This window comes from Thermococcus sp. GR5 (assembly GCF_012027535.1).
In the GTDB taxonomy this organism is placed as follows: domain Archaea; phylum Methanobacteriota_B; class Thermococci; order Thermococcales; family Thermococcaceae; genus Thermococcus; species Thermococcus onnurineus.
In genome coordinates, this window is sequence record NZ_SNUN01000008.1 from 1 (window position 1) to 23,512 (window position 23,512).

General features: G+C 52.2%; 21 protein-coding genes and 1 tRNA gene. 11 read left to right on the forward strand and 11 right to left on the reverse strand.

Going from position 1 to position 23,512, the window contains the following annotated elements; genetic code table 11:
• Nucleotides 1–118: 118 nt before the first annotated feature.
• The 5 genes from E3E33_RS08305 to E3E33_RS08325 all read right to left on the reverse strand — a co-directional run bounded on the left by E3E33_RS08305 (nucleotide 119) and on the right by E3E33_RS08325 (nucleotide 4,398).
• A tRNA-Val gene (locus tag E3E33_RS08305) sits at nucleotides 119–195 on the reverse strand.
• 43 nt (nucleotides 196–238) lie between these two features.
• Nucleotides 239–1,981 (reverse strand): tRNA guanosine(15) transglycosylase TgtA, encoded by a 1,743-nt coding sequence (tgtA, locus tag E3E33_RS08310; RefSeq protein ID WP_167711846.1) that lies wholly within the window; start codon nucleotides 1,979–1,981, stop codon nucleotides 239–241.
• Between the two features lie 41 nt (nucleotides 1,982–2,022).
• Nucleotides 2,023–2,940, reverse strand: coding sequence for an inorganic phosphate transporter (locus E3E33_RS08315; RefSeq protein WP_167711847.1), 918 nt, complete (start codon nucleotides 2,938–2,940; stop codon nucleotides 2,023–2,025).
• A 108-nt stretch (nucleotides 2,941–3,048) separates the two neighbouring features.
• Complete coding sequence (locus E3E33_RS08320; RefSeq protein WP_167711848.1) at nucleotides 3,049–4,098, reverse strand: glycosyltransferase; 1,050 nt, start codon at nucleotides 4,096–4,098, stop codon at nucleotides 3,049–3,051.
• Nucleotides 4,099–4,122: 24 nt separating this feature from the next.
• Nucleotides 4,123–4,398: a hypothetical protein gene (locus tag E3E33_RS08325; protein WP_012571573.1), complete on the reverse strand. Its 276-nt coding sequence runs from the start codon at nucleotides 4,396–4,398 to the stop codon at nucleotides 4,123–4,125.
• 91 nt (nucleotides 4,399–4,489) lie between these two features.
• Here E3E33_RS08325 and E3E33_RS08330 point away from each other — a divergent pair, with 91 nt between their 5' ends.
• The gene (locus tag E3E33_RS08330; RefSeq protein ID WP_167711849.1) at nucleotides 4,490–7,090 is read left to right on the forward strand and encodes an ATP-dependent helicase; all 2,601 of its coding nucleotides are present in this window, start codon (nucleotides 4,490–4,492) and stop codon (nucleotides 7,088–7,090) included.
• Here E3E33_RS08330 and E3E33_RS08335 read toward each other — a convergent pair.
• Nucleotides 7,082–7,786 carry a gas vesicle protein GvpD gene (locus tag E3E33_RS08335; protein WP_012571571.1) on the reverse strand — a complete coding sequence of 235 codons (705 nt, stop codon included), beginning with the start codon at nucleotides 7,784–7,786 and terminating at the stop codon, nucleotides 7,082–7,084. The two genes, E3E33_RS08330 and E3E33_RS08335, sit on opposite strands and share 9 nt — an antisense overlap.
• Before the next feature lie 120 nt (nucleotides 7,787–7,906).
• Nucleotides 7,907–9,757 (reverse strand): prolyl oligopeptidase family serine peptidase, encoded by a 1,851-nt coding sequence (locus E3E33_RS08340; protein WP_167711850.1) that lies wholly within the window; start codon nucleotides 9,755–9,757, stop codon nucleotides 7,907–7,909.
• Between the two features lie 100 nt (nucleotides 9,758–9,857).
• On the opposite strand from E3E33_RS08340, the gene ribD reads away from it, so the two are divergent.
• The 6 genes from ribD to E3E33_RS08365 all read left to right on the forward strand — a co-directional run bounded on the left by ribD (nucleotide 9,858) and on the right by E3E33_RS08365 (nucleotide 15,592).
• On the forward strand, nucleotides 9,858–10,943 hold the full coding sequence (gene ribD / locus E3E33_RS08345) for a bifunctional diaminohydroxyphosphoribosylaminopyrimidine deaminase/5-amino-6-(5-phosphoribosylamino)uracil reductase RibD (protein WP_167711851.1): 1,086 nt from the start codon (nucleotides 9,858–9,860) through the stop codon (nucleotides 10,941–10,943).
• Nucleotides 10,924–11,481, forward strand: a complete 558-nt coding sequence (locus tag E3E33_RS08350) for a riboflavin synthase (RefSeq protein ID WP_167711852.1) — start codon at nucleotides 10,924–10,926, stop codon at nucleotides 11,479–11,481. The genes ribD and E3E33_RS08350 overlap by 20 nt, the downstream gene beginning before the upstream one ends.
• On the forward strand, nucleotides 11,478–12,644 hold the full coding sequence (locus E3E33_RS08355; protein WP_167711853.1) for a bifunctional 3,4-dihydroxy-2-butanone-4-phosphate synthase/GTP cyclohydrolase II: 1,167 nt from the start codon (nucleotides 11,478–11,480) through the stop codon (nucleotides 12,642–12,644). Before E3E33_RS08350 ends, E3E33_RS08355 begins: the two co-directional genes overlap by 4 nt.
• A 65-nt stretch (nucleotides 12,645–12,709) precedes the next feature.
• Entirely contained in the window at nucleotides 12,710–13,168 is a 459-nt protein-coding gene (gene ribH / locus E3E33_RS08360; protein ID WP_167711870.1) for a 6,7-dimethyl-8-ribityllumazine synthase, read from the forward strand.
• 307 nt (nucleotides 13,169–13,475) lie between these two features.
• Complete coding sequence (locus E3E33_RS11015; protein WP_238516346.1) at nucleotides 13,476–13,577, forward strand: DUF835 domain-containing protein; 102 nt, start codon at nucleotides 13,476–13,478, stop codon at nucleotides 13,575–13,577.
• An 89-nt stretch (nucleotides 13,578–13,666) separates the two neighbouring features.
• Nucleotides 13,667–15,592, forward strand: a complete 1,926-nt coding sequence (locus tag E3E33_RS08365; protein WP_167711854.1) for a GNAT family N-acetyltransferase — start codon at nucleotides 13,667–13,669, stop codon at nucleotides 15,590–15,592.
• Here E3E33_RS08365 and E3E33_RS08370 read toward each other — a convergent pair.
• Genes E3E33_RS08370 through E3E33_RS08380 form a run of 3 tightly spaced genes read right to left on the reverse strand, consistent with a single transcriptional unit; the run spans nucleotide 15,552 to nucleotide 18,029 of the window.
• The gene (locus E3E33_RS08370) at nucleotides 15,552–16,304 is read right to left on the reverse strand and encodes a heparan-alpha-glucosaminide N-acetyltransferase (protein ID WP_167711871.1); all 753 of its coding nucleotides are present in this window, start codon (nucleotides 16,302–16,304) and stop codon (nucleotides 15,552–15,554) included. The genes E3E33_RS08365 and E3E33_RS08370 overlap by 41 nt on opposite strands.
• Before the next feature lie 35 nt (nucleotides 16,305–16,339).
• Nucleotides 16,340–16,942, reverse strand: coding sequence for a CPBP family archaeomyxosortase MrtA (gene mrtA / locus E3E33_RS08375; RefSeq protein ID WP_167711855.1), 603 nt, complete (start codon nucleotides 16,940–16,942; stop codon nucleotides 16,340–16,342).
• Between the two features lie 37 nt (nucleotides 16,943–16,979).
• Nucleotides 16,980–18,029, reverse strand: a complete 1,050-nt coding sequence (locus tag E3E33_RS08380) for a peptidylprolyl isomerase (protein ID WP_167711872.1) — start codon at nucleotides 18,027–18,029, stop codon at nucleotides 16,980–16,982.
• Between the two features lie 116 nt (nucleotides 18,030–18,145).
• Between E3E33_RS08380 and cysS the strand changes: the two genes are divergently transcribed.
• The 3 genes from cysS (at nucleotide 18,146) to E3E33_RS08395 (ending at nucleotide 20,663) form a co-directional block, all read left to right on the forward strand.
• Nucleotides 18,146–19,576, forward strand: a complete 1,431-nt coding sequence (gene cysS / locus E3E33_RS08385) for a cysteine--tRNA ligase (protein ID WP_012571561.1) — start codon at nucleotides 18,146–18,148, stop codon at nucleotides 19,574–19,576.
• A 91-nt stretch (nucleotides 19,577–19,667) separates the two neighbouring features.
• Nucleotides 19,668–20,315 carry a phosphoribosyltransferase gene (locus tag E3E33_RS08390; protein WP_167711856.1) on the forward strand — a complete coding sequence of 216 codons (648 nt, stop codon included), beginning with the start codon at nucleotides 19,668–19,670 and terminating at the stop codon, nucleotides 20,313–20,315.
• Nucleotides 20,316–20,327: 12 nt separating this feature from the next.
• Nucleotides 20,328–20,663 (forward strand): hypothetical protein, encoded by a 336-nt coding sequence (locus E3E33_RS08395; protein WP_012571559.1) that lies wholly within the window; start codon nucleotides 20,328–20,330, stop codon nucleotides 20,661–20,663.
• Here E3E33_RS08395 and E3E33_RS08400 read toward each other — a convergent pair.
• Nucleotides 20,642–22,432, reverse strand: a complete 1,791-nt coding sequence (locus tag E3E33_RS08400) for a DUF4932 domain-containing protein (RefSeq protein WP_167711857.1) — start codon at nucleotides 22,430–22,432, stop codon at nucleotides 20,642–20,644. The two genes, E3E33_RS08395 and E3E33_RS08400, sit on opposite strands and share 22 nt — an antisense overlap.
• A 91-nt stretch (nucleotides 22,433–22,523) precedes the next feature.
• On the opposite strand from E3E33_RS08400, the gene E3E33_RS08405 reads away from it, so the two are divergent.
• Nucleotides 22,524–23,507, forward strand: coding sequence for a metal ABC transporter solute-binding protein, Zn/Mn family (locus tag E3E33_RS08405; RefSeq protein ID WP_012571557.1), 984 nt, complete (start codon nucleotides 22,524–22,526; stop codon nucleotides 23,505–23,507).
• Nucleotides 23,508–23,512: the final 5 nt, after the last annotated feature.

Genomic DNA, 23,512 nt, shown 5'->3' on the forward strand with positions numbered 1-23,512 from the left:
TGGGGGCGGTAGCCCCCCGGAGGTTTAGGAGAAAAACGGGGTTTGTGGGGCGAAGCCCCACTTCGGGGGTTTGAGAGTACAGAGAGATAAGGGGGCGGAGCCCCCTTGTCTTTCGTTATGGTGGGCCCGCGGGGATTCGAACCCCGGACCTCCACCTTGTAAGGGTGGCGTCATAACCATCTAGACCACGGGCCCGCCCAGAGTAAAGAAAAGGGGGAAGGTTATAAAATTTTCGAAGCTACTTCTCAACTCCTCTCCTGACCTTCACGGCCAGACCGCTCTGGAAGAGCTTGAGCTCCCTTCCGTTCAGCAGTGTCTGCCCGGTTGCCAGGAGCTCATCGTTTCTGTTCACGATAAGAACCTCGTCGTATGGCCTTATGTTCTCGTCGGCATCAATCACGAACTTCGCGAAGACGTTCTTGCCCTTCCTCGCGAAGGGTTCGGCGTCCTCATCGACCACCACGCGCATCCTCGGGAACGGCAGGATTTCGTGGAGCCTCTTAGCACCTTCGATACCGAGCGTTAAAAGCCCATCCTCCGCTCTGAAGGTTGCGAGGTGCTTGCCCTTTGCCTTGATCTGTCTTGGCATCCCCGTCTTCCTCGACAGCTCGACAAAGGCGTCCTTAAAGGCCTCCCCAGCACCCCCTCCGAACTGGTACTCGGCTACAGCCATAACGTAGTTCCTGACCTCATGCTTCCCTGGCTTCCCTATCGTAAAGTCCTCCTCGCCCTCACTCTGGGCAAAGGGGTAGCTAAGGCTTAAATACTTGGGAATCTCCCCGAATATCGGATGGTTGATTGTTTCAGGGAACTTCGCCTTAACGCGCTCCGCTCTCGCTTTGGCCCTCTGGACTATCGGCCACTTCAAGGATTCTTCGCTCACCTTGAAGAAGGCGCTCGCCTTGGTTATCGGCTCGTTCTTTTCGAGGTAGTCTTGATACTCGAGGAGGCGCTTGTAGGCAGCGTAGAGCTTCGGATGTGAGCGCGCCCTCTCGTCAACTAACCTCCAGAGTTCGCCCTCCTTGATGGCCTGCTTCACGCGGTTGAGCTCCTCCCTGATTACCCAGAGGTTGTGGAGAGCAAGAAGCCTCGTGCGCTCTTCCTTCGGCATCTCGCGGAGCTCCTGGGGGGTGTAGCGGGAACAGACGGGGCATGAGCACGGGAAGTACTCAAGCTCGCTCAGGTGCTTCGTCCCCTCAGGCGTCAGGTAGCGGTCGTCCTTGGCGTAGAGGGCGTAGCTGGCAGAGTCAAAGAGGTCTATCCCCATCGCCACAGCTAAAGCGAATATCATCGGGTGGCCAGCGCCGAAGAGGTGAACCGGCCTGTCGGACCTCAAGCCCTGCTTGGAGGCTATGACCACATCAACCAAATCCCTGTAGCGGTAGCTCTCCATCAGCGGCACGACAGCGCCAATAGGATGAATCTCGAAGTTCATCTCGCTGAGCTTTCTGGCGGCATATGTTCTCAGGTCCGGATACGTTGAGCCCTGAACCGCCGCGTTCATCGCTATCCCCTTTATCTCCTCGGCCTCCTTCGCGCGCTCGAGGGTTATCCTGAGATCTTCCTCTGCCTTCTCCCTTGGAGCATCCGGGGGCGTGGGGATGTCAAGGAAAGTCCCGATGTCGACACCAATCCTCTCCTGGAACTCGACTATCTCCCTGTTGGTAACGTCAACGCCGCCGTAGCGCATGAGCTGGAAGGAGCCGGAATCGACCTCGATGATGCCGTCGTAGTCAAGGAGCCTGTGAATGCCGACCTCAAGGGCCTTCTCTCTAAGCTCGGGTGTCTTGTAAATGATGTAGGAGTTGGTGATTATTATGCCGAAGCCCATCTCCTTCAGTTCCTTCGGCGTCACTGTGAGTTGCTTCGGGTTGATGACTGGCATTATGGCAGGCGTTTCTATCTTCTTCCCGTTAACTTCAAGCTTTCCAATCCTACCAGCGGCGTCTCTCGCCTTTACCTCAAACTTAAACTCGACCATCTCGCAACACCTCAAGAACCTTCGGCGGTCGGTTTAAAAGCCTAAGCTAATAGGCCAACGAGCAGGTATGCCAGCCCACCAGCAGCCAGAGGACCGAGAATCCACCCCCGGACTATTCCAAGGAGAACCCTGACATTTACATGCTCACCTTTGTAAGCACTAAGCCCGCTTATGGCGCCTATTATTGCCTGACCAGAGCTGACTGGGAGTCCCAGCAGGTTAGCGGCGCTGACCGCTAAAGAAGCCCCTAACTGCGATGAGAAAGCCGAAGTCGGTCCAAGAGGGGAGAGATCCCTTCCAACCGTCATCATAACCTCATAGCTGAAGGTCAGCGCTCCAATGGCGAGCATGAGGGCAAGGACGACCTTGAACGGCCCATCAAAGCCCAAGCTTTCTAGTATACCTGCTACGTTGGAGAGCTCGTTTGCACCGAGGTTGAAAGCTGAGAAAGAAGCCGCCGTAAATATCAACCACCTCTGGGTCAGCTCCAGGTTTTTGAGGCACTTTATCCTCTTCAACACCGGAGAGTAGAGACGATAGACGACTATGGCCGTAAGGGCCGCCAGGATGGGGGAGAGAACCCATGCGAGGGTTATCCTTCCAAGCGTTCCCCAGTCGACAGACAGGCCAAGCGCAAGGGAGGCACCTGTTAAAGCTCCGATGAGGGACTGTGTGGTTGAGATGGGCTTTCCCCAGAGGCTCGCGATTGTAACTGCTACCGCTGCGCTGAAGAGTACTAAACCAAGCGTCGGGGCTCCCATACCTTCGGCTAACCCGCTCACCGTTCCTGAAACGCCCGAACCACCAAGGAGGGCACCCAAAGTCGTAAATATTCCAATGAGCAGCACGGCCCGCTTGAATCCAATAACTCCCGAACCCACGGCGGTCCCAACTGCCTTTGCACTGTCGTTCGCACCTATTGCCCAGGCCATGAAAAGGGCAGCGATTATGAGCATCATCGTAATCACGCCTATTTAGTCTATTGGTTAACACATAGTCTATATAGTCTATGTAGCACATAAGTGAGCATTTAAAAAGGTTTCGCATGGGGATGAGAGCAGGCACTCTCAAAGCCTGCCCAGGAGTAGTCTAACATAGCCGTAAACGTGGAGTGTGAGGTAGAACAGCGCCCAGAACCAGACTATAAACGGGAAGAACAGGGCATTAAAGAACGAGCCACCCTCAACAAACGTCGGAACGAGCATCGTGATGACCTCAAAGCCATACCAAAATGCAAAGAGCTCAAAGCGACCAAGAACCAAGAGGAGAGGAGGAAGGATAACATCAAGAAATGCCACGAAGTCGGAAAACAGCAGGAACGCCCAATCCTTGGTGAAGCCGCCGCCGAGGTTCTTCAGATCGCCGAGGAACCAGCGCTTCCTCTGGCGCCAGAGTTTGGAGAGAGTCTTAGGCATCTCGGTGTAGACCTTGGCCATTGGGGCGTAGACGACCTTTCCGAGCTTTTTGATGGATTTGGTCGTGGCATAGTCCTCGACTATGTCCTCAACAAAACCGCCAATTCTCTCAAGCGCTTCCCTCCTGAAGGCCGCTATGGGCCCGGGAGCGAGGCTCAGGTCGTCGAGCTCTTTAGCGCGTCGGAACATTGCAATCCTCAGGTGCTCAATATCTTGAGCCCTCTCGAGGAAGGAAGAGCCCATAATCCGTACCTGGCCGCCCACGCCGAGGGTCTCATCAGAGTGGAAGCGCCTCACCAGCCCCTTCAGGGCATTTTTATCGAGCTCGCTGTCGGCGTCGGTGGTGGCTATTATCTCACCGCTCGCCTTCGCAAGGCCGAAATTGAGGGCTTTCGCCTTCCCGCCGTGTTCTTTTCTGTAAATTCTGAGCCTTGAATCCTTAATAGAGCTCGCAATCTCGTATGTGTCATCCTCGCTTCCATCATCAACAACTATGACCTCAAAATCCGGGTAATCCTGAGCAAGAGCCGATTTTATGGCCCTCAAGATCCTTTCTCCCTCGTTGTAGGCAGGGATTATTAGGCTAACCTTCGGCGTCCATTCCCGAATTCTGTAATTACTGAAAAGGCTAATTATGTAATTAACGAAAAAGTAGCCGTCCCAAGCAAGGATTACCGCAAGGGCCATGAGGAGGAAGTCCATGGTGGAAGAATCGAGGGGGCGCTTTTAACTTTTGCCTGCAAGCCTGTACTTCACAACGTACCGTCCGTGCTCGAATTCGTCCTCTTCAGCCTCCAAGACCTCGGCGGGCTCAAGCTCCAGCCCAAAGTCGAGGGCTTCCCACTTGATGTCGTCGAAGTAGTCGTAGAGCCCGCAGGTTGCGCAGAACGAGCCCTCAAACTCAATGACGACCTCATCGCCATTGACTCCCACGAGCCTGGCCTGGGCTTCGCTGCCGTGGAGCCGGTTGAACTCCTCAAGAACCTTTTTGAGCACTTCCATCTTCTCACCCAATTGGGGTTCATCATAAGCACTTAAAAAGTTTGTTAAGCCAACCGAATAGTTTAAAAATCCAAAAGCAAATGGTCGGCCGATGAGTGAGGAAAGGATAAGGTACGCCGAGAGAGAATACGCGGACGAGGAGATATTCGAGATACTGAGCGAGCCGGTTAGGGAGTGGTTTAAGCGGAAGTTCGGCACCTTCACTCCGCCCCAGCGATATGCGGTTATTGAGATCCACAAGGGAGAGAATGTTCTCATCTCATCGCCGACCGGTTCTGGAAAGACTCTCTCTGCTTTTCTCGCGGCAATAAATGAGCTTATTCTTTTGGGGAAAGAGGGGAAGCTGGATGATAAAATCTACGTTCTTTACGTCTCGCCGCTGAGAGCACTCAACAACGACATAAAGCGTAATCTTGAGGGACCATTGGCGGAGATAAATGAAGTGGCAAAAGAGCTCGGCTACGAGCTGCCGGAGATAAGGGTCGGCATAAGGACGAGCGACACCTCGAGCTACGAGAAGAGCAAGATGGTGAGAAAACCACCCCACATACTCATAACCACTCCAGAAAGCCTCGCCATAGCGCTCAACGCGCCGAAGTTCCGCGAGAGGCTGAGAACTGTAAAGTACCTCATCATCGATGAGGTTCACGCCTTGGCCGAGAACAAGCGCGGTTCTCACCTAGCATTGAGCGTTGAACGCCTGGCAAATCTCGCCGAGAGTGAATTCGTCAGGATAGGCTTGAGCGCTACAATTCACCCCCTCGAGGAGGTCGCCAAGTTCGTTTTCGGCTTCGATGATGAGGGCAAACCGAGACCTGGCCTAATAGTTGACGTCAGCTTCGCCAAAGAGACCAGAATATGGGTTGAGAGCGTCGTCGAGGATTTGATTTACACTGACGCTGGAACCCTGAGCGACGCCCTCTACAAACGCCTGGCCGAGCTGATAAGGGAACACAGGACGACGCTAATCTTCACCAACACTAGGAGCGGTGCTGAGAGAGTGGCCTTCAACCTGAAGAAGCGCTATCCTGAGTTTGAGGGGCTGATAGAGGCTCACCACTCAAGCCTTTCGCGAGAGGTTCGTCTGGACGTCGAGGAGAAGCTAAAGAGGGGTGAGCTGAAGGCTGTTGTCACTTCGACAAGCTTAGAGCTTGGCATTGACATCGGTACAATAGATTTGGTTATCCTCATCGGTTCGCCAAAGAGCGTCAATAGAGCATTGCAAAGGATTGGAAGGGCCGGTCACAGGTTGCACGACGTGAGCAAAGGTGTCATTTTGGCCCTCGACAGGGACGATTTGGTTGAGGTTACCGTTTTGGCGCACAACGCCCGCAACAGGAGGCTCGACAGGGTTAGAATTCCGAAGAATCCACTTGATGTTCTGGTTCAGCATTTGCTAGGAATGGCACTGAACCAGGTCTGGGAGGTCGATGAGGCATACAAGCTCGTGAGAAGAGCTTACCCCTTCCACGACCTGCGTTACGAGGACTTCATGAGCGTGCTGAAGTATCTGGCGGGAGAATACGCCGGCCTCGAGGAGAGGAAGGTCTATGCCAAGATATGGCTGGAGGACGGAAAATTCGGCAGGCGCGGCAAGATGACGAGGGCCATCTACTACATGAACGTCGGGACAATTCCTGACGAAGCAAAGATAAAGGTTTACACTATGGACAAAAAGCTCATCGGGACGGTTGAAGAGGAGTTCGCCGAGAGGCTCATGCCAGGAGACATCTTCGTTCTCGCCGGAAGGACCTACGAGTTCATCAAGAGCAGGGGCAACAAGATCTACGTTATCCCGCGCGAGGGTGCGAAGCCAACCATACCTGCCTGGTTCTCAGAGATGCTTCCGCTGAGCTTTGACCTTGCCCTGGACGTTCAGAGGTTTAGGAGGGAAGTTAAGAACCTTCTAGACAAGGAGAGCGCAAAGTCGCTTCTCACGAAGAAATACGGCATAGACGAGCGCGCCGCGAGAGCAATTTTATCCTACTTCCGCGAGCAGGCTCGCTATTCGGTGATTCCGGACGACAGCACGGTTCTCGTTGAGGAAATCCTTGGCGAGAAGAGAAACCGCTACTTTTTCCACACACTCATCGGCAGGCGAGCAAACGATGCCTTAAGCAGAGCCTTTGCCTACATGGTCAGCCAGTGGAAGAACTGCAACGTTGGAATAGCGATAAACGACAACGGCTTTGCCCTTCTCCTCCCGCCGGAGAAGAGGTTGAACGAGGAAGAAATACGGGCGCTCTTTGAGATTGGAGATTTGAGGGGGGCTCTCAAAAAGGCCCTCGACAATACCGAACTGCTGAAGAGAAGGTTTAGACACGTGGCCAACCGTGGACTGCTCATTTTAAGGCGCTATATCGGGAGGAGCAAGAGGCTCGGCAGGCAGCAGGTGATGGCCGTTGCTCTCCTCAAAGTGCTCAAGGAGAACTACCCCTACTTCCCGCTCCTGAAAGAGGTCTACCGCGAGATAATGGAGGACAAAATGGACGTTGAGAGCGCGGAGCAGTTCCTGAGCTGGGTTCGCGATGGGAAAGTTAGGGTTGTAATCGAGCACAACGAGCTGCCAAGTCCATTCGCCTTCAACCTCGAAGTTATAGGTTCCAGCGACGTCGTTCTGATGGAAGACAGAAGGGAACTCATCAAGCAGCTGCACAGAAAGATAATGGCGATGATAGAAGCATCAGGGTAAAGAAACCACGCGATCGTTGTAGATCACTATCCCTCTGTCAGTAATTTCATACGGTCTGATGGTTCCGTCGAAGCCGCTCCCTCTAAATTTGGTTATCTTGATGCCCCTGGAGAGCCTTCCGTCGATTTCGAAGGCCTCCAGCTCTATCACGCCACTCACAAGGTACTCCTCGATGTCCGTTCTCTGGAGCTCCGATGTCAGCAGAACGGTCGTTTTCATCCTCATCATCGTCTTTATGAAGGCCAGGAAAGCCCTCCTGTACTCTATCTCCTTCGTTGCTGTCAGCTTGAGCATGGTTATGGGATCGAGAATTATTCGGGTGTAGTGCCTCGTGCGGAGCTGCTGCTTTATGGCCTCCGTCATTCTCTCTATGTTCTTAGCGAAGGACTCAAAGAAGTCGTCCACGAGAACGTATCTCTCAGCCGCAGGAGTTGCGTCTATCAGGGTGAACCTAGGATCGCGGAGGTTAAATCCCATCTTGGTCATGTCCGCCCTGAGGTTATCTGCTGGCTCCTCTAAGGTCACATAGAGAACGTTCTCCCCGTTGGCAATGCCTGCCATAGCAAAGTGCATCGCGAGCGTTGTTTTCCCAGTTCCGGGAGCTCCCTTGACTAGATAAGTCCTTCCCGGGATTAGGCCACCGTTGAGCATCGCATCGAGACCAGGAATGCCCGTTGATATCCTTGCGCTCTCCATGTTTCTGCCCCGGGTATATTCTAGTCCCCGGAAATATAAGAACTTTTCGAGCTCTGGCAGATTCTGGCTTCTGCTTGGAGTATTAGTTGAGAGTTACACATTGAAAATTAGGGGAGAGGACTAAGCCTCGAGAGTCTTAACAACAAACGCCAGCAGGTCAGTCAATTCTCTTGTCCTCGTCTCAGGCGAAGCACCCATGTGGCCGCTCTTAGTTTCCACGCGCAGATAAACCGGCGCGCTGACCGCTCTTAGCTTCATGAAAAACTTGAGGGCGTGTGCTGGATGAACCCTGTCATCATATAAGCCAGTGTAGAGGAGCGTTGGTGGATATTTTTGCTCTTTAACGTTATGGTAGGGCGAGTATTTGAGCAGGAACTCCCTGTCCTTCGGATCGTCGGGGTTGCCGTACTCAGGAACCCAAACGCTGCCGATGTAGAGATTGTGGAAGCGGAGCATGTCGATGACGGGGTAGCCTATCAGAGCCGCGTCCATGACGTCCGGCCGCTGGACGAGCGTCGCTGAGACAAGCAGTCCACCGTTGCTCCTGCCCCAGGCGGCAACCTTGTAGCCCTCGGCCCTAAGCTTACCGAGAACGGCTATGAAGTCGTCGAAGACGTTCTGCTTGTTTTCTCTCATTCCGGCGCGGTGCCACTCTTCGCCGTATTCACTGCCTCCCCTGAGGTTGGCCATCACAAAGGTTCCGCCGCGCCGTATGAACGGAATCGCCTGCGGGAAGAACCTCGGAGTTAAGGCAATGTTGAAGCCGCCGTAGCCAAAGACCCAGGCCTTCTTCTCGTCTTTCTCTCCTTTTACAATGAAGTAGTGGATTCTCGTTCCGTCCTTTGAGATCGCAAAGTCCTCGCCCACCTGAAAGTCTCCTTCAATCTTCCTCTCGTCGAGAAGCTTCAGCTCCCCGTCAAACTCGTAGAGCCTGTAGGGGATGGTGAAGCTCTCGTATCGAAGGATAACCTTCTTGCCATCGGCGTCGAGTGGATAGAGGCTTCCGGGCAGGTTAAAGGTAATCTCGTCGAGCTTCTTGCCATCAAGTGAGTAGACCCCAAGTCTGTGGCTGGCATGGACGAGCCTGCCGGCTAGGATTCTGTCGCCCACTATTACTGCCCACTCCAGCGGGAACTCATCCTCGGGGATCACCTCCTCGATTTCGCCGTCTTCGATTGCGATGATCTTTCCGAGGCCCTTTCCTTCCTTCGTGAGAATGTAGACCTTTCCATCGACAACCTCTATCGGCTGTGCCGGAACCTCGGCCGAGTAAACCTTCTCCCACTTTTCGGGCTCCTCTATGGGGCCGAGGTATATCTCAGCCTTGTTCCAGCCAAAGGTCACAACTACCATCGCCCACTTTCCGTCGGTGCTCTTCCTCAGCCCGATGAAGTAGCCGGAGCTAAGCCCCTCGCCGAAGACCATCTTCTCTCCGCCCTCATCCTTCCAGAAGAGCCTCACGGCTGGAGCCTTAACGCCATCGGGTGTCTCGTCGTGGCGGTAGAACCTGCCGAAGTAGTAGCCGTTTTCCAGGAAAGCAACGTTCCAGACCGAGGGCTTCATCTCGTCGATGAGCTCTCCGGTTTCAAGGTCTATGATCCTTGTTATCCCCTCGTCGGCGCCTCCGATGGAAAAGCTGTATGCGAGGCGTTTCCCAGCATCGTCTGCTGTGAACCCCTGAAGGAGAACCTCGTCGCCAAGCTCCTCCTCAAGCCTCTTGGAGTCAACTAGAATTTTTCCGCTGAGCCACTTAATTATCTGCCTGTCCCTCTCCTTGAACATCACTATGATGCCCTTTTCAGTTAGCTTCGCCCCGTAGAGGGTTGGCATCGAGTAGTACTCCCAGACCTCCGGAAACAGTTCGTCGCTCAGCTCTCCAATAAACTCCCTAAAGCGTTTGTTCTCTTCCTCAACCAGCTTGAGAACACGCTCGTCCTGGAGGTCCTCCATCCACATGTAAGGGTCATCCATGGAAATCACCGCTTTAACGCTATGAATGAGACAATAAAAAGATTCTGTTATTCCAATTTTGGAACAAATTCTTAAAAATTATGGAACAATTTTCTGAAACATGATGGACGAAGACAAGAAGTTTATGCATCTCGCGCTGGAGCTGGCAAAGCGCGGAGAGGGCTGGGTAAACCCTAATCCAATGGTTGGGGCAGTCATAGTCAAAGATGGTGAGGTAATAGGTGTTGGATGGCACAGGAAGTTTGGGGAAAAGCATGCCGAAATTAACGCTATCGAGGACGCCAAGGATAGGGGACACGACACTAGGGGAGCAACATTGTATGTAACGCTCGAACCGTGCTCTCACTGGGGAAAGCAGCCACCATGTGCTGATAGAATAATCGCTGAAGGCTTTAAACGAGTGGTCGTGGCAATGAAGGATCCTCACTCACTTGTCGCGGGCAGAGGCATTGAAAAGATGCAGAGAGCAGGCATAGAAGTTGATGTCGGCATCCTTGAGGAAGAGGCGAAAAAGCTGAATGAGATCTTCATCAAATATATAACTACCAAGATACCATTCGTTTCAATAAAGCTTGCCCTAACTCTCGACGGTTTTATTGCTACAGAAAGCTTCTCTTCTCAGTGGATAACGGGAGATAAGGCGAGGCAAAAGGTTCAGGAGCTCAGGAGAAGGCACATGGCAATCATGGTTGGAGCCGGAACGATTCTTAGGGACAACCCGAAGCTCAACTGCCGCCTTCCTGAATGTCCCCCAAAATACAAGGTTATCCTCGACAGACACGGCCTTATCGGTGAGGAGCTGAGCAACGGTAGACGTTTCCGTCTCTTCAATGATGGAAACGTGATAATCTTCACAGAAAATCCGGAAGCGTTTGGAGAAGTAAACGCCACTATTGTCGAGGAAACCGATCCTGAAAGAATTCTTAGAAAGCTCGGCGAGATGGGGATAGACAGCGTCTTGATTGAAGGTGGAAGAATAGCCTGCCAGTTCTTGAGCTATGCCGACAAGTTCTACATCTTCTATGGGCCAAAGCTCTTTGGGAGGGGAATAAAGCCTTTCGAGTGCCTCAGCGTGAAAGAAGCCAACGAGGCACCGGTGTTAGAGATAGAATCAATCGAGAAGCTCGGTGAGAGCCTCCTTGTTACAGCTTACCCGGGTGATTGTGGTGTTCAGCGGCATTATTGAGGCCATAGGCAAGGCGAGATACTCTGCTGGAAGGCTCCATGTCGAAGTCCCTTTCAAGGTTACGCCGGGAGATAGTGTGGCAGTAAATGGGGCCTGCCTGACCGTCATAAGCTTTGACGGAAGGATAGCCACCTTCGACGTCGGCGAAGAAACTCGGAAGAGAACCAATCTGACTAGGGCAAAGTTTGTGAACCTTGAGCGGGCTATGAAGGTGGGCGAAAGGCTTAATGGACACATAGTTACTGGCCACGTGGACGGCACGCTGAGGTTTCTGGCATCGAGGAAAAGCAAAAACACGACATGGATGGCCTTCGAGATGCCCCCCGAGCGGTGGGGAGTGGCTGAGAAGGGGAGCATAGCCATTAACGGTGTCTCCCTGACGGTTGCTAAGGTTGAGCCTACACGTTTCTGGGTTCAGGTGATACCCTACACGCTGAAGAAAACCAATCTCGGCTCGCTGAGGCCAGGTGATGAAGTCAACTATGAGATAGATGTTCTAGCTAGATACGTGAGGAGAATCCAGGAGGTGAAAGGATGAAACCGGACTGGGAAAGCATCAGGAGGGCAATCATTGATGGAAAACCCGCTGTCCTTGTAGACAATAGGAGAGAGTTTGAAGCTGATTTAGTTTATCCAGCAGAATTAGCTAATTCAGAGGTTGTGAACTTCATGCTTTCTATGAAAGGTCTTCTCTGTCTGACGATAGATCTGGAACAGGCCTTAAAAAGGGGCTTCTTTCCACTACCGAGCAAGGGAGGAGAGACGAACTTCCTGATTCCAGTTGACTACGAGGAGACGTTCACGGGTATAACAGCCGAGGAGAGGGCTTTAACGGCTAGGAAGATAGCGGAGGGACTGGAAGTCGAGCACTTCCGCTATCCCGGCCACCTGCATCTCTTAGGGGGAGTAGGTCTTAACTGGAGAAGAGGCCACACGGAGAGCTCATTGGAGCTGATGGAGATACTCGGCTTCAAACGCTATGCCCTAATAGTGGAGATTCTCAACGGAGAAGGAGACAGTCACGACCATGATTACGTACTGAAGTTCGCTAAGGAGCATGATCTTCCTGTCCTCACGACGGACGACGTCTGGAGGGAGTTTGTCAGGAGAAAGCAACTGGTGAGTGTTTATGCCAACGCGAGACTGCCGACGCGCTATGGGGAGTTCAGAATAATAAGCTTTGAAAACGAGCTAGATTTCAAGGAACACGTGGCAATAGTTAAGGAACCCTACAGTGAAGTGCCACTCGTGAGGATACATTCCAAGTGTCTAACCGGCGACACATTGGCGTCGCTCAAATGTGACTGTGGGAGCCAGCTGAGCAACGTCCTGCGGATGATAGCCCAAGAAGGGGGAATTCTGCTTTACATGGATCAAGAGGGACGTGGCATAGGGTTGAAGGAGAAAATAAAGGCCTATGAGCTTCAGGATAAGGGACTCGATACAGTCCAAGCCAACGAAGCTTTGGGACATAAGGGGGACGAGAGGACTTACGAGGCGGCATTCCAGATGCTTAGAGCATTAGGCGTCTCGAAAGTGAGACTCATAACCAACAACCCCAATAAAGCAAGAGCGCTGGAGGAGCTCGGAATTGAGGTAGTTGAAATGATTCCCGCCCCGGGTAAGGTTACCGAGCACAACAGACCCTACCTAAGGATCAAAGCCGAGAAGCTTGGCCACAAGCTTCCTTTTGAAGTTTGATTAATTCAGGATCATGTAATCACGTGATTATGCAATTACCAAAGTAACAAACGGAGGTGATGGTATTGGAGGTTAGGGTGTTTGAGGGCGAATTTAAGGGAGATGGCCTCAGCATGGCGATAGTTGTTGCCAGGTTCAACGACCTCTTGACGGATGAACTACTGAGCGGAGCCATAGACTGCTTCGAGAGGCACGGTGTGGAAAGAGTGGACGTCTTCAAGGTTCCAGGATCCTTTGAGATCCCAATTATAGCCAAAAAGCTCGCCGAGAGTGGAAAATACGATGCCATTTTGGCTTTAGGTGTTGTTGTTAGAGGCGAGACTAAGCACTTCGATCTCGTTTCCAACGAAGTATCCAAGGGGGTCGCCCAAGCTGGCCTGATCACTGGTGTTCCAGTTATCTTCGGTGTCATAGCCGTTGAGGACGAGCTTCAAGGATTGAACAGGGCTGGAATAAAGAGCAATAAAGGGTTTGAGTATGCGATGGCAGCTTTGGAGATGGCGAACTTGATGAAAAAGCTGTGATATAGTTTGTATTATTTTTTAATTTCTGTACTAACATCATTGCAACATTTGCCAGTCTGTAGAAATGACAAAAATCATCCGTAAGTAGTTGGCAAATTTGTAGGTTAGTACGATCCAATTGTAAAAGTTTATAGTTCCTAAGTGTCACCACTGTTTCCTTCTACAACAGGTGCGAAGAACCGGAGGATGTTAAGATCAAAGAAAACGAAACACCCAAGGTCGTTCTGATAGACTGCATAGAGTATCTCGCTATCAAGAACAGCTTTCAGCAGGTTTTTAGGTTTTGAATCTCAAAGATTATGCCTTGGTGACCGATTCGATAATACTCATAGTAATGTCCCGTGAAGTCTGGAAGGATCGGGAGTGGAAGCTTCTTACAAGGGAGTTTCCTTCAGTAGATGAGCAGTGATCAGAATGGCTCGTGGTGCCACGAAGGGATTAATGGTGAAGGAGAACAGTTATTAATTTCATTTCTCCAATTATCGATGGTGATAGCTGATGATTCTTCGGGGTCGGGTTGTCGGGAGCGAAATCCCGCGCTTCAAGCATCGATGGTTTGGGATTCTTGAGGTTGAAACTGAGGAAGGAAAGTTCAGACTCTACATGACGGGCAACGTTGCCCAGTGGTTCCTGACTGGCGATGAAGTGGAGATAAAGGTAAAGGAAAAGCCACAAGAGGAGAACGGCGTTAAAGTCCTCAACTTCGACGACTATGAGCTCTATAAGTTCTACTCTGGCGACAAGATAAAGGCCTGGCCCCTCTGGGAGAAGGAGGTAGAGGCCAAGCGCTTCTCCCCACTCACAGGGGAGCTCCTCTACACGTACAAGCTGAGAGCGAGAGAAGCCAAATACGAGAGCGACTTCGAAGCCATAGCCGAGCTGGAGCAATATCACTACGCCAGCCAGAAGGAAACGGTGGCATTGTGGCGCTGTAAGAACGGCCACATCTTCGAGGCAAACACCAAGCAGAAGTGCCCAGTCTGCGGCACTGAAAGCCATATTCTCGAGATTAAAGGCTCTACTCCAGCTTCTCGCTTCCTGCTCCTTGAACTCGTCGAGAGGGAGGAGTACGAGCCCAGGATTTTAGCCTACGTAAGAATTGATCCGCCGATTCCGCTGATGCACAGACTGTTGCCCAACGGTGAAATTGAAAGGAACATCCGTGAGAAAGTCTTTCCCGGGGACTGGTTCCATCCGGCATTCTGGCCGGAGAAGATCATGAAAGAACTCTACGAGGAGCTCAAAAGGAATCACGGAAGAAAGGTAGCGCGTTCCCTCCTATGGGAAGAGGCTAAGTGGAGAGCTTTGAAAGAAACCAACACCGCTGGCGCTAGAATTGCGCGTGTTGTGGTTCATCCGGACTACCGTTCCGATGGCTTGGGCCAGCTGAGTGTTAGGGCTGCCCTTGAGTGGATAGCCGAGCGCAGGGTTCCGGAGATGAGAAAGAGGAAACACATAGTAGAGACTATAGCGCAGATGGCCCGCTACAACCCCTTCTTCGAGAAGGTCGGCTTCAAGTTCCTCTGGGAGACGGCAAGCGGAAGGCCTGTCCTCTTCTATCCACTCACTGAAGAGGCCAAAGAATACATCGAGCGCTTCCTTCACAAAGACCCTTACGCACCAGAGGACGGTCGCCTGTGGAGGCCGAGCTACGGTAAGGTCGAGCCTCTGAGCGGCCCGATAGTCTTTAAGAACGTCAGCAAGGTCTTCGAGAGCGAGCTCGACGTTAAAGGATTACCTGAGGAGATTCAAGAGCTGCTGAAAGCCTTTGGAGTCAGGCACAGGGTTATACAGCGTCCAGTTTTGAGGAACCTTAACTTTGAGATAAATCCTGGAGAGCTGATAGCGGTAGTCGGTGCGAGTGGAGCTGGAAAGACAACCCTGCTGAGGCTCATCCTCGGAGCGGCGAAGGGCTACTGGGAGGAAAAGTACAGACCGAGTGAAGGAGAAATCAGCGTCCCGGAGAACGTCAAGGTTTCCGTGCTTATACCCGGAGAATTCGAGCCTTCCTTTGGCTCCGAGAGCATATTGGAGCACGTGTACAGAAAGATTAGAGACCTCAACGCGGCTGTGGAGGTGCTCAACAGGGCTGGACTGAGCGACGCAGTTCTCTACCGCGCAAAGTTCGGTGAGCTCTCTACAGGTCAGAAGGAAAGGGCAAAGATAGCTTCACTCCTCGCTGAGAAGCCAAATCTCCTCCTCATGGACGAGTTTGCAGCTCATCTCGATACACTCACGGCCATGAGAGTGGCCAAAAAGGTGGCCGAGATTATCAGGGAGGCCGGCATCACCGCCCTCATAATCACCCACAGGCCAGAGGTGCTGAGGGCTCTGGACCCGGATAAGGTGCTCTTCGTCGGCTACGGAACGGCAAGGGTTGAGGCTAAAGGGAAATCCCGGGAAGAGGGCCGTAAATCAGCATGAGGAGACCAACCAGCAGGGGCTGATGGACGAAGTATATGCCGAGAGTGTGCCTGCCGGCCACGCAGAGGGCTAAAACGAGAGGGTTTGCGGGGATTCTCAACTCCTTTTTCCTCATTCCCTCAGGATAGAAGACGCTGCCTGCTGTGAGACCTAGGAGGTAAATCCCAAACCAGGGAGATATTGGGAAATAGTCCGGGGAAGAAAATCCTTTGAAGGTTATTCCGAGGGGAAGAAGCCACGCAGGGCCGATTAGGTTTCTCACCCAGAGGGAGCCGAGGATGAAGAAGGCCGCCCACAAGAGATTAAGCTTCCCAAAGCGGTAGAAGGGAATCGCTAAGAGCGTTGCTACGCCGAGGAAGTGGAGAATCCCAAAGTAAATTGTCATGCCGTCGAGGAAAAGGTACGTGACGACCGTTATCAGCATGCCCAGGCCAAAGAGCTTAAGGAATCTCCTGAAGTACTTGGCGTAGGGACGGGGGTTCTTCTTGATCGTCCGGGAGTAGCTTATCCAGAAGGAGAGGCCGGAGACGAAGACGAATATCGATGCCGTTGCATAGGCGAAAGCCTTCCAGAAGAAGGGATGTCCTGAATAGTTCAGGAAGAGCTGTAAATCCGTGACGAAGTTGGAGAGGACCATCATAGTGATGCCTATCCCCCTGAGGAAGTCAACCTCCCAGAAGCGTCCGCGAGAGTACACCTCGGCTCCGAGCATAAACATTCCTTCGAGACGGATTTAAAAAGGCTTGCTCAAAGGAGAATGCACATGACGTCGAAGAGGACCGAGCCGAACCAGTGGAGGAGAAAGCTCGGAAGGAAGCTCTTACCCTTCAAATCCATTTTTGCAAAGACTATTCCCGCAAAGAATGCGTAGGGGATTTCGATACCGGGCTTTCCGATGTGAACTAAGGTGTAGGGAACATCCTGGGCCAGTATAGCGAGCCATTCATTTTTCTTCGCCAGGGGGAAGAGCAATATCCCCCGATAGAAGGCCTCGTGGGCGAACATTATCGCACCAACAGCAAGCTCCTTGAGGAGAAAGTCGATCCAGTTGGAGTAAGCGAATATTGGATAGTAGTTTTTCATTTCTGGAACCCTCGTCCCATACAGGCTTATCGGGATCGAGAGCAAAAATAGAACGGCAAACCACTTGTAACCCTCTCGATTTCCAAGTTGAAAGCCGAGTTCTCTTGGCTTAAAACCGAGAAGGTAACCAACGGCCAACGGCAGAACGACGTAAAAAGCCGCGTTGTAAGCCGCCCACCCGAAAACATTGTCTCCCCTACCCCAAACAAGGGGAATGAACACAAGGGAGAGCGCATAGAGAAGCCAGGAGTTCCGCTTCAGTTCCATGGAGAAAAGTTAGGAAAAGAAGATAAAAGTTTTGGCCTCACTCAGTCTCTTCCTTCTTCTCCTCGGCACTCTCGGCTGGCTTCTCGGTCTTCTTTTTGGTAGTTTTCCTCTTCTTGGCTGAGGTGCTCCTCTTTCTGGTGGTTTTGGACTTCTTGGTGGACTTCTTCTTCGGTTTCTCCTCAGCCTGCTCTTCTTTCCTGGTCTCTGGCTCCTCCTTGACCTCCTCAGCCTTGGGAGTCTCTTCCTTCTTCTCCTCGCTTTCCTCGGCCTTCACTCCCTCGGTTTCGGTGGTCTCTTCAGCAGGCTTATCCTCCTCAGCCTTCTCGATGAGCGGCTCGCTGACCTCTTCCTCGAGCTCTGTGGTCTGCTCCTCCTTTTCCGGTGGCTTGAGAAGCTCGTCGACGCTTGGCTTGAACTTGACCTCCTCGTAGCCTATGAACTTGAGGTCGCTCTCAAGGAGTATCTCGCCGAGAACGAGGGTATTTCTGTCTATCTCGACATTGCTAAAGTCAACGCTGACGTCCTTCTCACCGACCTCGATGATGACCTCCTCTGGCTTGACCATTGGCATGCGGAGCTCTATGAGGGCCTTGACCTTCTCTATCGGATCCTCTATCTTCTCGACGACCTCGACCTCATAGACGAGGTGCTTGCCGGCATAGGGGTGGTTGAAGTCAACCCTAACCCTGCCGCCGCTGACGGTGAGGACCTTGCCCTTGAGCTTCCTGCCGCTCTCGGTCTCTATCTCAACCGGCATTCCGGGGAACGGGAAGATGCCCTGCCTCCTAAACTGGCCGAGGGTGAATGTCTTGATGAGCTTGGGGTCGCGCTTTCCAAAGCCTTTCTCGGGCGGGATAATTATCTCGTACTTCTTGCCGACTTCTAACCCCTCAAGCTGCTCGTCAAGGCCCTTAAGCACGTGGCCAGCTCCAACCGCTATCGGGACAGGGCCGTAGATGCCCTTCTCGTTGTAGATGCCGGCCTTTTTGGCAATCTCCTCATAGGTGGTGTCAAAAATCTCCCCGGTTTCTTTGACCTTACCGGTGTAGTGAAGCCTTATGACGTCTCCCTTCTGAACCTTGACCATGAGCATTACCTCCTTTTCGTGCTCCTACCCCGATTAAGGGAGTTGGTTTTTAAGCTTTCCCACCGGGCGATAACCTAATAAAACGCCTCGGCAAAGTTCACCCGGTGGTGAGAAAGATGGCCATTAGAGTGTACAACACCCTGACGAAGCAGAAGGAGGAGTTCCGGCCCCTGAGAGAAGGGGAGGTCAGGATGTACGTCTGCGGTCCCACGGTTTACGATTACACCCACCTCGGTCACGCCAGAACCTACATAGCCTTCGACGTCATCAGGCGCTACCTCGAGCACAGAGGTTATACCGTTCTCATGGTCATGAACTTCACCGACATAGACGACAAGATTATCAGGCGCGCCAACGAGACCGGCGAAGACCCTAAGGAGCTCGCTGAGAAGTTCCTTCGCTACTTCCTCGAGGATATGAAAGCTTTGAAGGTCAAACCGGCCGATATCTATCCGCGCGTTACGGAGCACATTCAGGACATTATAGACTTCGTGAGAAAGCTCCAGGAAAAGGGCTACGCCTACGAGGGGAACGATGGGGTATACTTCGAGGTCAGGAAGTTCAAGGACTATGGTAAGCTGAGCGGAATAAAGCTTGAAGAGCTAGTTAAGGGGGCGAGGGTTGAGCCTGGCGAAGGCAAGAAGAATCCTGAAGACTTCGCCCTCTGGAAGAAGGCCAAGCCCGGAGAACCTAAATGGGAAAGCCCCTGGGGCGAAGGCAGGCCCGGCTGGCACATCGAGTGCTCCACGATGAGCACCAAGTACCTCGGCGAGAGCTTCGACATCCACGGCGGTGGAAACGACCTCATCTTTCCGCACCACGAGAACGAAATTGCCCAGAGCGAGGCGTGCACCGGCCATGAGTGGGTCAGGTACTGGCTCCATACAGGCTTCGTGATGGTTTCTGGAGAAAAGATGAGTAAGAGCCTCGGTAACTTCGTGACGATAAGGGAGCTCCTCCAGAAGTACAGCCCGGAGGTCATACGCTTCTTTGTCCTCCAGAAGCACTACCGCTCGCCGCTCGACTACACAGAGGAGGGCATCCAGCACGCCAAGAACAACCTTGAGAGGCTCTACAACACCCTCGAAAACATCCGCGTGGCGATGGAGAAGGCCGATGTTGCATTCAGATGGGACGAAGAGGAGTTCGAGCTCTACGAGACCGTCAGGGAAGCAAGAAAGAAGTTCTACGATGCCATGGACGACGACTTCAACACGGCCGAGGCCCTCAAGGCCGTCTTTGAGGTCTCCAACGCGGTTAACCGCTACCTCACGAAGGTCGAAAAGCCCAAGGAAAGCGTTCTCAGGAAGGCGCTGGAGTTCTTCAAGATAGTAAGCGAGGTCTTCGGTCTCTTCGAGGACTACTTCAAGGAGCAGAAAGCCGGTGATGAGGAGGCACTCATAGAGCTCCTTGTCTCAGTAAGGGCGGAGCTCAGGAAGCAGCGCAACTTCACTCTGGCGGATAAAATAAGAGACGAGCTCAAGGCTCTGGGCATACAGCTTGAGGACACGCCACAAGGAACAATATGGAAGAGGATTAGTGTTTGATTTTTTCTGCCTCTTTTTGCCACCTTCCAGTCAAAACGCTGAGCGTAAGGCTTAAATATAACCTTTCCTTTGCTCCGTTAAGGGAAATCCAATGAAGAAGTTTCCGGCTTATCTCGCTTCTTGGGACGATATAGAAAAGTGGGCAAAGGAGGGCGCATGGAAGGTTCTTGAAGACGGCTGGAGACCGGACGTTATAGTCGGTCTTGCCAGAGGCGGCTGGATTGCGGCAAGGCTTTACTGCGATTACCTCGGCGTTAAGGATCTCGTCAGCCTCAAGGTGGAGCACTGGGGCGTTACAGCCACTCCGGACGGAAAGGCAAGACTCAAGTACGGCAGCAACTACGACATGAGCGGAAAGAATGTTCTTATCGTGGACGACATCAGTGACACTGGAGAGAGCTTAACCCTGGCGAAGAATTACGTGGAGAGCCAGAATCCGGCAGAGGTTAGGGCGGCAACACTGCTTACGATAAGAGGCTCCCGCTTCAACCCAGACTACTACGGCGAGGAGATCGACTGGGCCTGGATAATCTTCCCCTGGAACTTCGTGGAGGATATGATAAACCTCGTTAACAACCTTTTCGAGGAGAGGGAGTCCTTAACCACCGATGAAATCGTCGAGCTCTTCAAGGGGCTCCACGGCATTGAGGTTCCAAAAGGCAGACTTGAGGAAGCCCTCAGAATGGCCGAGCGCAGGAAGGTTTTTAAGTTCCGGGACGGAGCCTGGCGCAAAGCCTGAGGGTGTGGTAGCTTGGACCGGAAGAAGACTGTCGAGGAAATCAAGAGCCACAGCGTCTATGCCAGGGAAATCTACGACATGCACAGTGAGAGCATCAACGAGGCCATAGACAACTACGAGCGGCTGAAAGAGGACTACCTGAACGATCACTCGCGGGCGAGGATAGTGAGAATAGTCTTCAACGACGACCATGGCCTTCCACTAGCCATGGAGTTCAACAGGAAGGATGACAGCTTCAAGGGATTTACCATAGCCATCGGCAAGCCGCACATAAAAAGCAACGGAAACGGAAAGGAAGGGCAGAAAGCGGAAGAGACCAGCCCCAATCAGGAAGACGCGAGCGGCTGAACGTAGAATCCCATCTCTATCTCTTTTCCATTGAAGATTTCGTAGCTGCTGAGGTAGTAGGTTGGATTCTTGTAAAGTCTCGTGCCGTAGCGATCTGCTCCAGCTATCCATACAATGTAGTTTTCAGGGTTGAGCGGGTTCCTGATGGCCATTATCACCGATGCGCTGAAGTAGTTGGCGTTCCACCCCTCAAGGACTGGATAGGCATCGTTCTCTTGGAGTATGAAGGAGGCAATCTCCCAGTCCCAGTGCTCCGACCTTTCCAAAACCCACTCGTCTCCGTATTTCACAAAGCGCAACGGAAAGTCGTCCTGGAGTTCGGCAACAATCTTGTTGGCAAGGGGGCCACCAATGAGGATAAGGTTCTCCCGCAGTTCTTCGTCGGTAACGTTAACGTCGGCCTTAATGACCACCTCGACGCCGTCTGGCCACTGGGAGTAGAAGGTCTCAAGGTAATTCGCAACAATCTCAGCCGTCTCCCTGTCATATTCGGTTCCACTCGGGTCTGGATTCTGGGTGCCGTAAACTACGATGACCTTTCCAGCAACGGCTCCCCTGTCAAGGGCCCTGAGGGGTGTCACTGGAACGCGCTTTTGGTATAACTCTCCCGCTTTCTCGGGCGAAACCCTGTCCTTCAGCTCGTTCATCATGTCAACAATGTAGTCACCCAGCGACCTCCCTTCCTGAACGCTTATCAGAGTGTACTTCTCGTAGATTTCAACCATGTCTTCTATCCAGAACTCTCCCCATGCCCTCTGCATCCACATCGCCAGCTCCACATAGGCGGGATCAACACTCTTCAGTGAAAAGTCCATCCACCCGTCGGCGAAGCCCTCGTACACCATCATCGTGTCCCACCAGAAGTGGATGTCATATGTCGCAAGGTAAGGCATATCCCCCTCTATCGTATCCTCGAGGTATCTGAGGTCGTAGGTAAGACCATAGTTCCAGTTCAGTTCCTCGGTCGTGATGTCATGGCCAAGCTCGTGGTAGACGAAGCCGAGATAGATGAGCTCGCCCAGTCTCTTGTTCTTAATGTAGTCCCTGTTGAGCGGCAGACCAAACATTGTGTCGCGGGCTGTCTTGTATGTCCACTCAGTCCTCTGTGGGTCGCGCCTCACCAGGGGAATCATTCCGCCAGCGCCGTATATCTGTGTGCCGTTGATTATCGGGTTGAAGCTGTGGCCATGGACGGCAACGAGGTAGGGATGCAGAAACTCAAAGCGCACGTTTGAAATGCTAACGTATTGCCCCATAAACTCATCGGGAGGTAAAAGTTCTAGAGCAGTGATGTAGGTATTAAGGTCTTCCTGATAATACCTCTGACTGGTTTTGTAAAATTCCATAAAGTCCGTTTTCTCTGCAAAATCCCGAAGAGCGCTCAGGAATCTAAAGAACCACTCATCATTCACAAGAACCAGAGGTTCCAGCTCTGGCGGCTCCGTGCACATCAAAAGATATGCCTCGAGGTAGTAGAGCCTCATGTCCCTGTCTGGGATTGTCGTAGCGTTCTCCAAATGCTCCCTGAGCATCTTGACGACAGGATGATTTCTATATGGGCCAAAGTAAGAATCAACATCACTGAGGTAGTCCTCTCTATCTATGACGAAGGTATCGTTTCTTCCAAAAGCCAGATAATAGACCACTGAAAGAAGCTCCGAGTTGGGGCTTATGGTTACCGAAACCTTGGAGCTGACATCGTAAGCGCTTACTGGGACAGCACTACTCAGGAACAACAGCATGATTATTAACGCCGCTAATCTCTTCATGACGACACCAAGTGGTAGTGCGGGCGGAAACTTATAAAACTTTCCGACAACATTTAAAGTTAAGCGTTGAATTCTGTTAGGGTGGCCGAAAATGAGGACGAGAACTCTACTCATAGTGTTGCTTTTAATCGGATCATTCATTCCACTCACCAGTGGGGCTGGAGAAAAGCCCCTCGTGGTGACGAGTATAGCACCTTTGGCAGCGATAGTTCAAGATGCCTTCGGGGATTCTGTGGAGGTTGTTTACATAATCCCTCTCGGCGCAGATCCGCACGAGTACCAGCTGACAGCAAGCCAAATCGAGCTCCTGCGCCAGGCAGACGTCATAGTGACTACCGGGGGCCATTTACCCGTGGAAAAGAAAATCGCCGAGCTGAAAGAGGAAGGAACGATAACTAGTGAGGTGCTCTTCATAGACGACTACAAAGCTGAAGGCTTCCGGTATCTAAGCGAGTACTGGTACAACAGCAAGGACAACTCACACGGTATATGGCTCGATCCCCACAATGCGATGGCAATAGCTCAAGCAACCGAGAAGGCTCTCGAGAAGACCGACCCGTACAATGCCGAGCTATACAGAAAGGAGTTCAAGAGCTTCAGAGAACGCGTTGGGATCATCGTCGAGGCTTATAAGGCCCTTGTGATGGAAAATAGGACTGCTGTCATACAGATGCCCTCCAACCAGTACGCCATTGAGTGGCTTGGCATAAAGGCAGTTGCCTCAATAAAGCCAGAAGAAGAAGTCCCAGCACTTGGAGTTGACGAGCTCGTCTCCACCGCCGAGAAAACCGACCTCATAGTTTATGGAAAGGAAAGCCCTGACCAGCTGAAGGAGGCAGCTAAGGAGTTAGCTGTAAAGAGCGGGAAGTCCCTGGCCGAGATAACGGTCTTCTGGAAGGACAGGCCTTATACAGAGGTGCTTATAGAGAACAGCGCCGCGGTGATCAAGGCGCTCGGAGAAAAGCCCCCTGAAAAACTAGCCGAGGCTAGGACAGACGTCACACGGTATGTCGTCGTTTCCATCATTGTTGGTCTTGTCTTAGGAACCGCTCTTGGAGTAATCCTCAAGAAGTGAGCCTT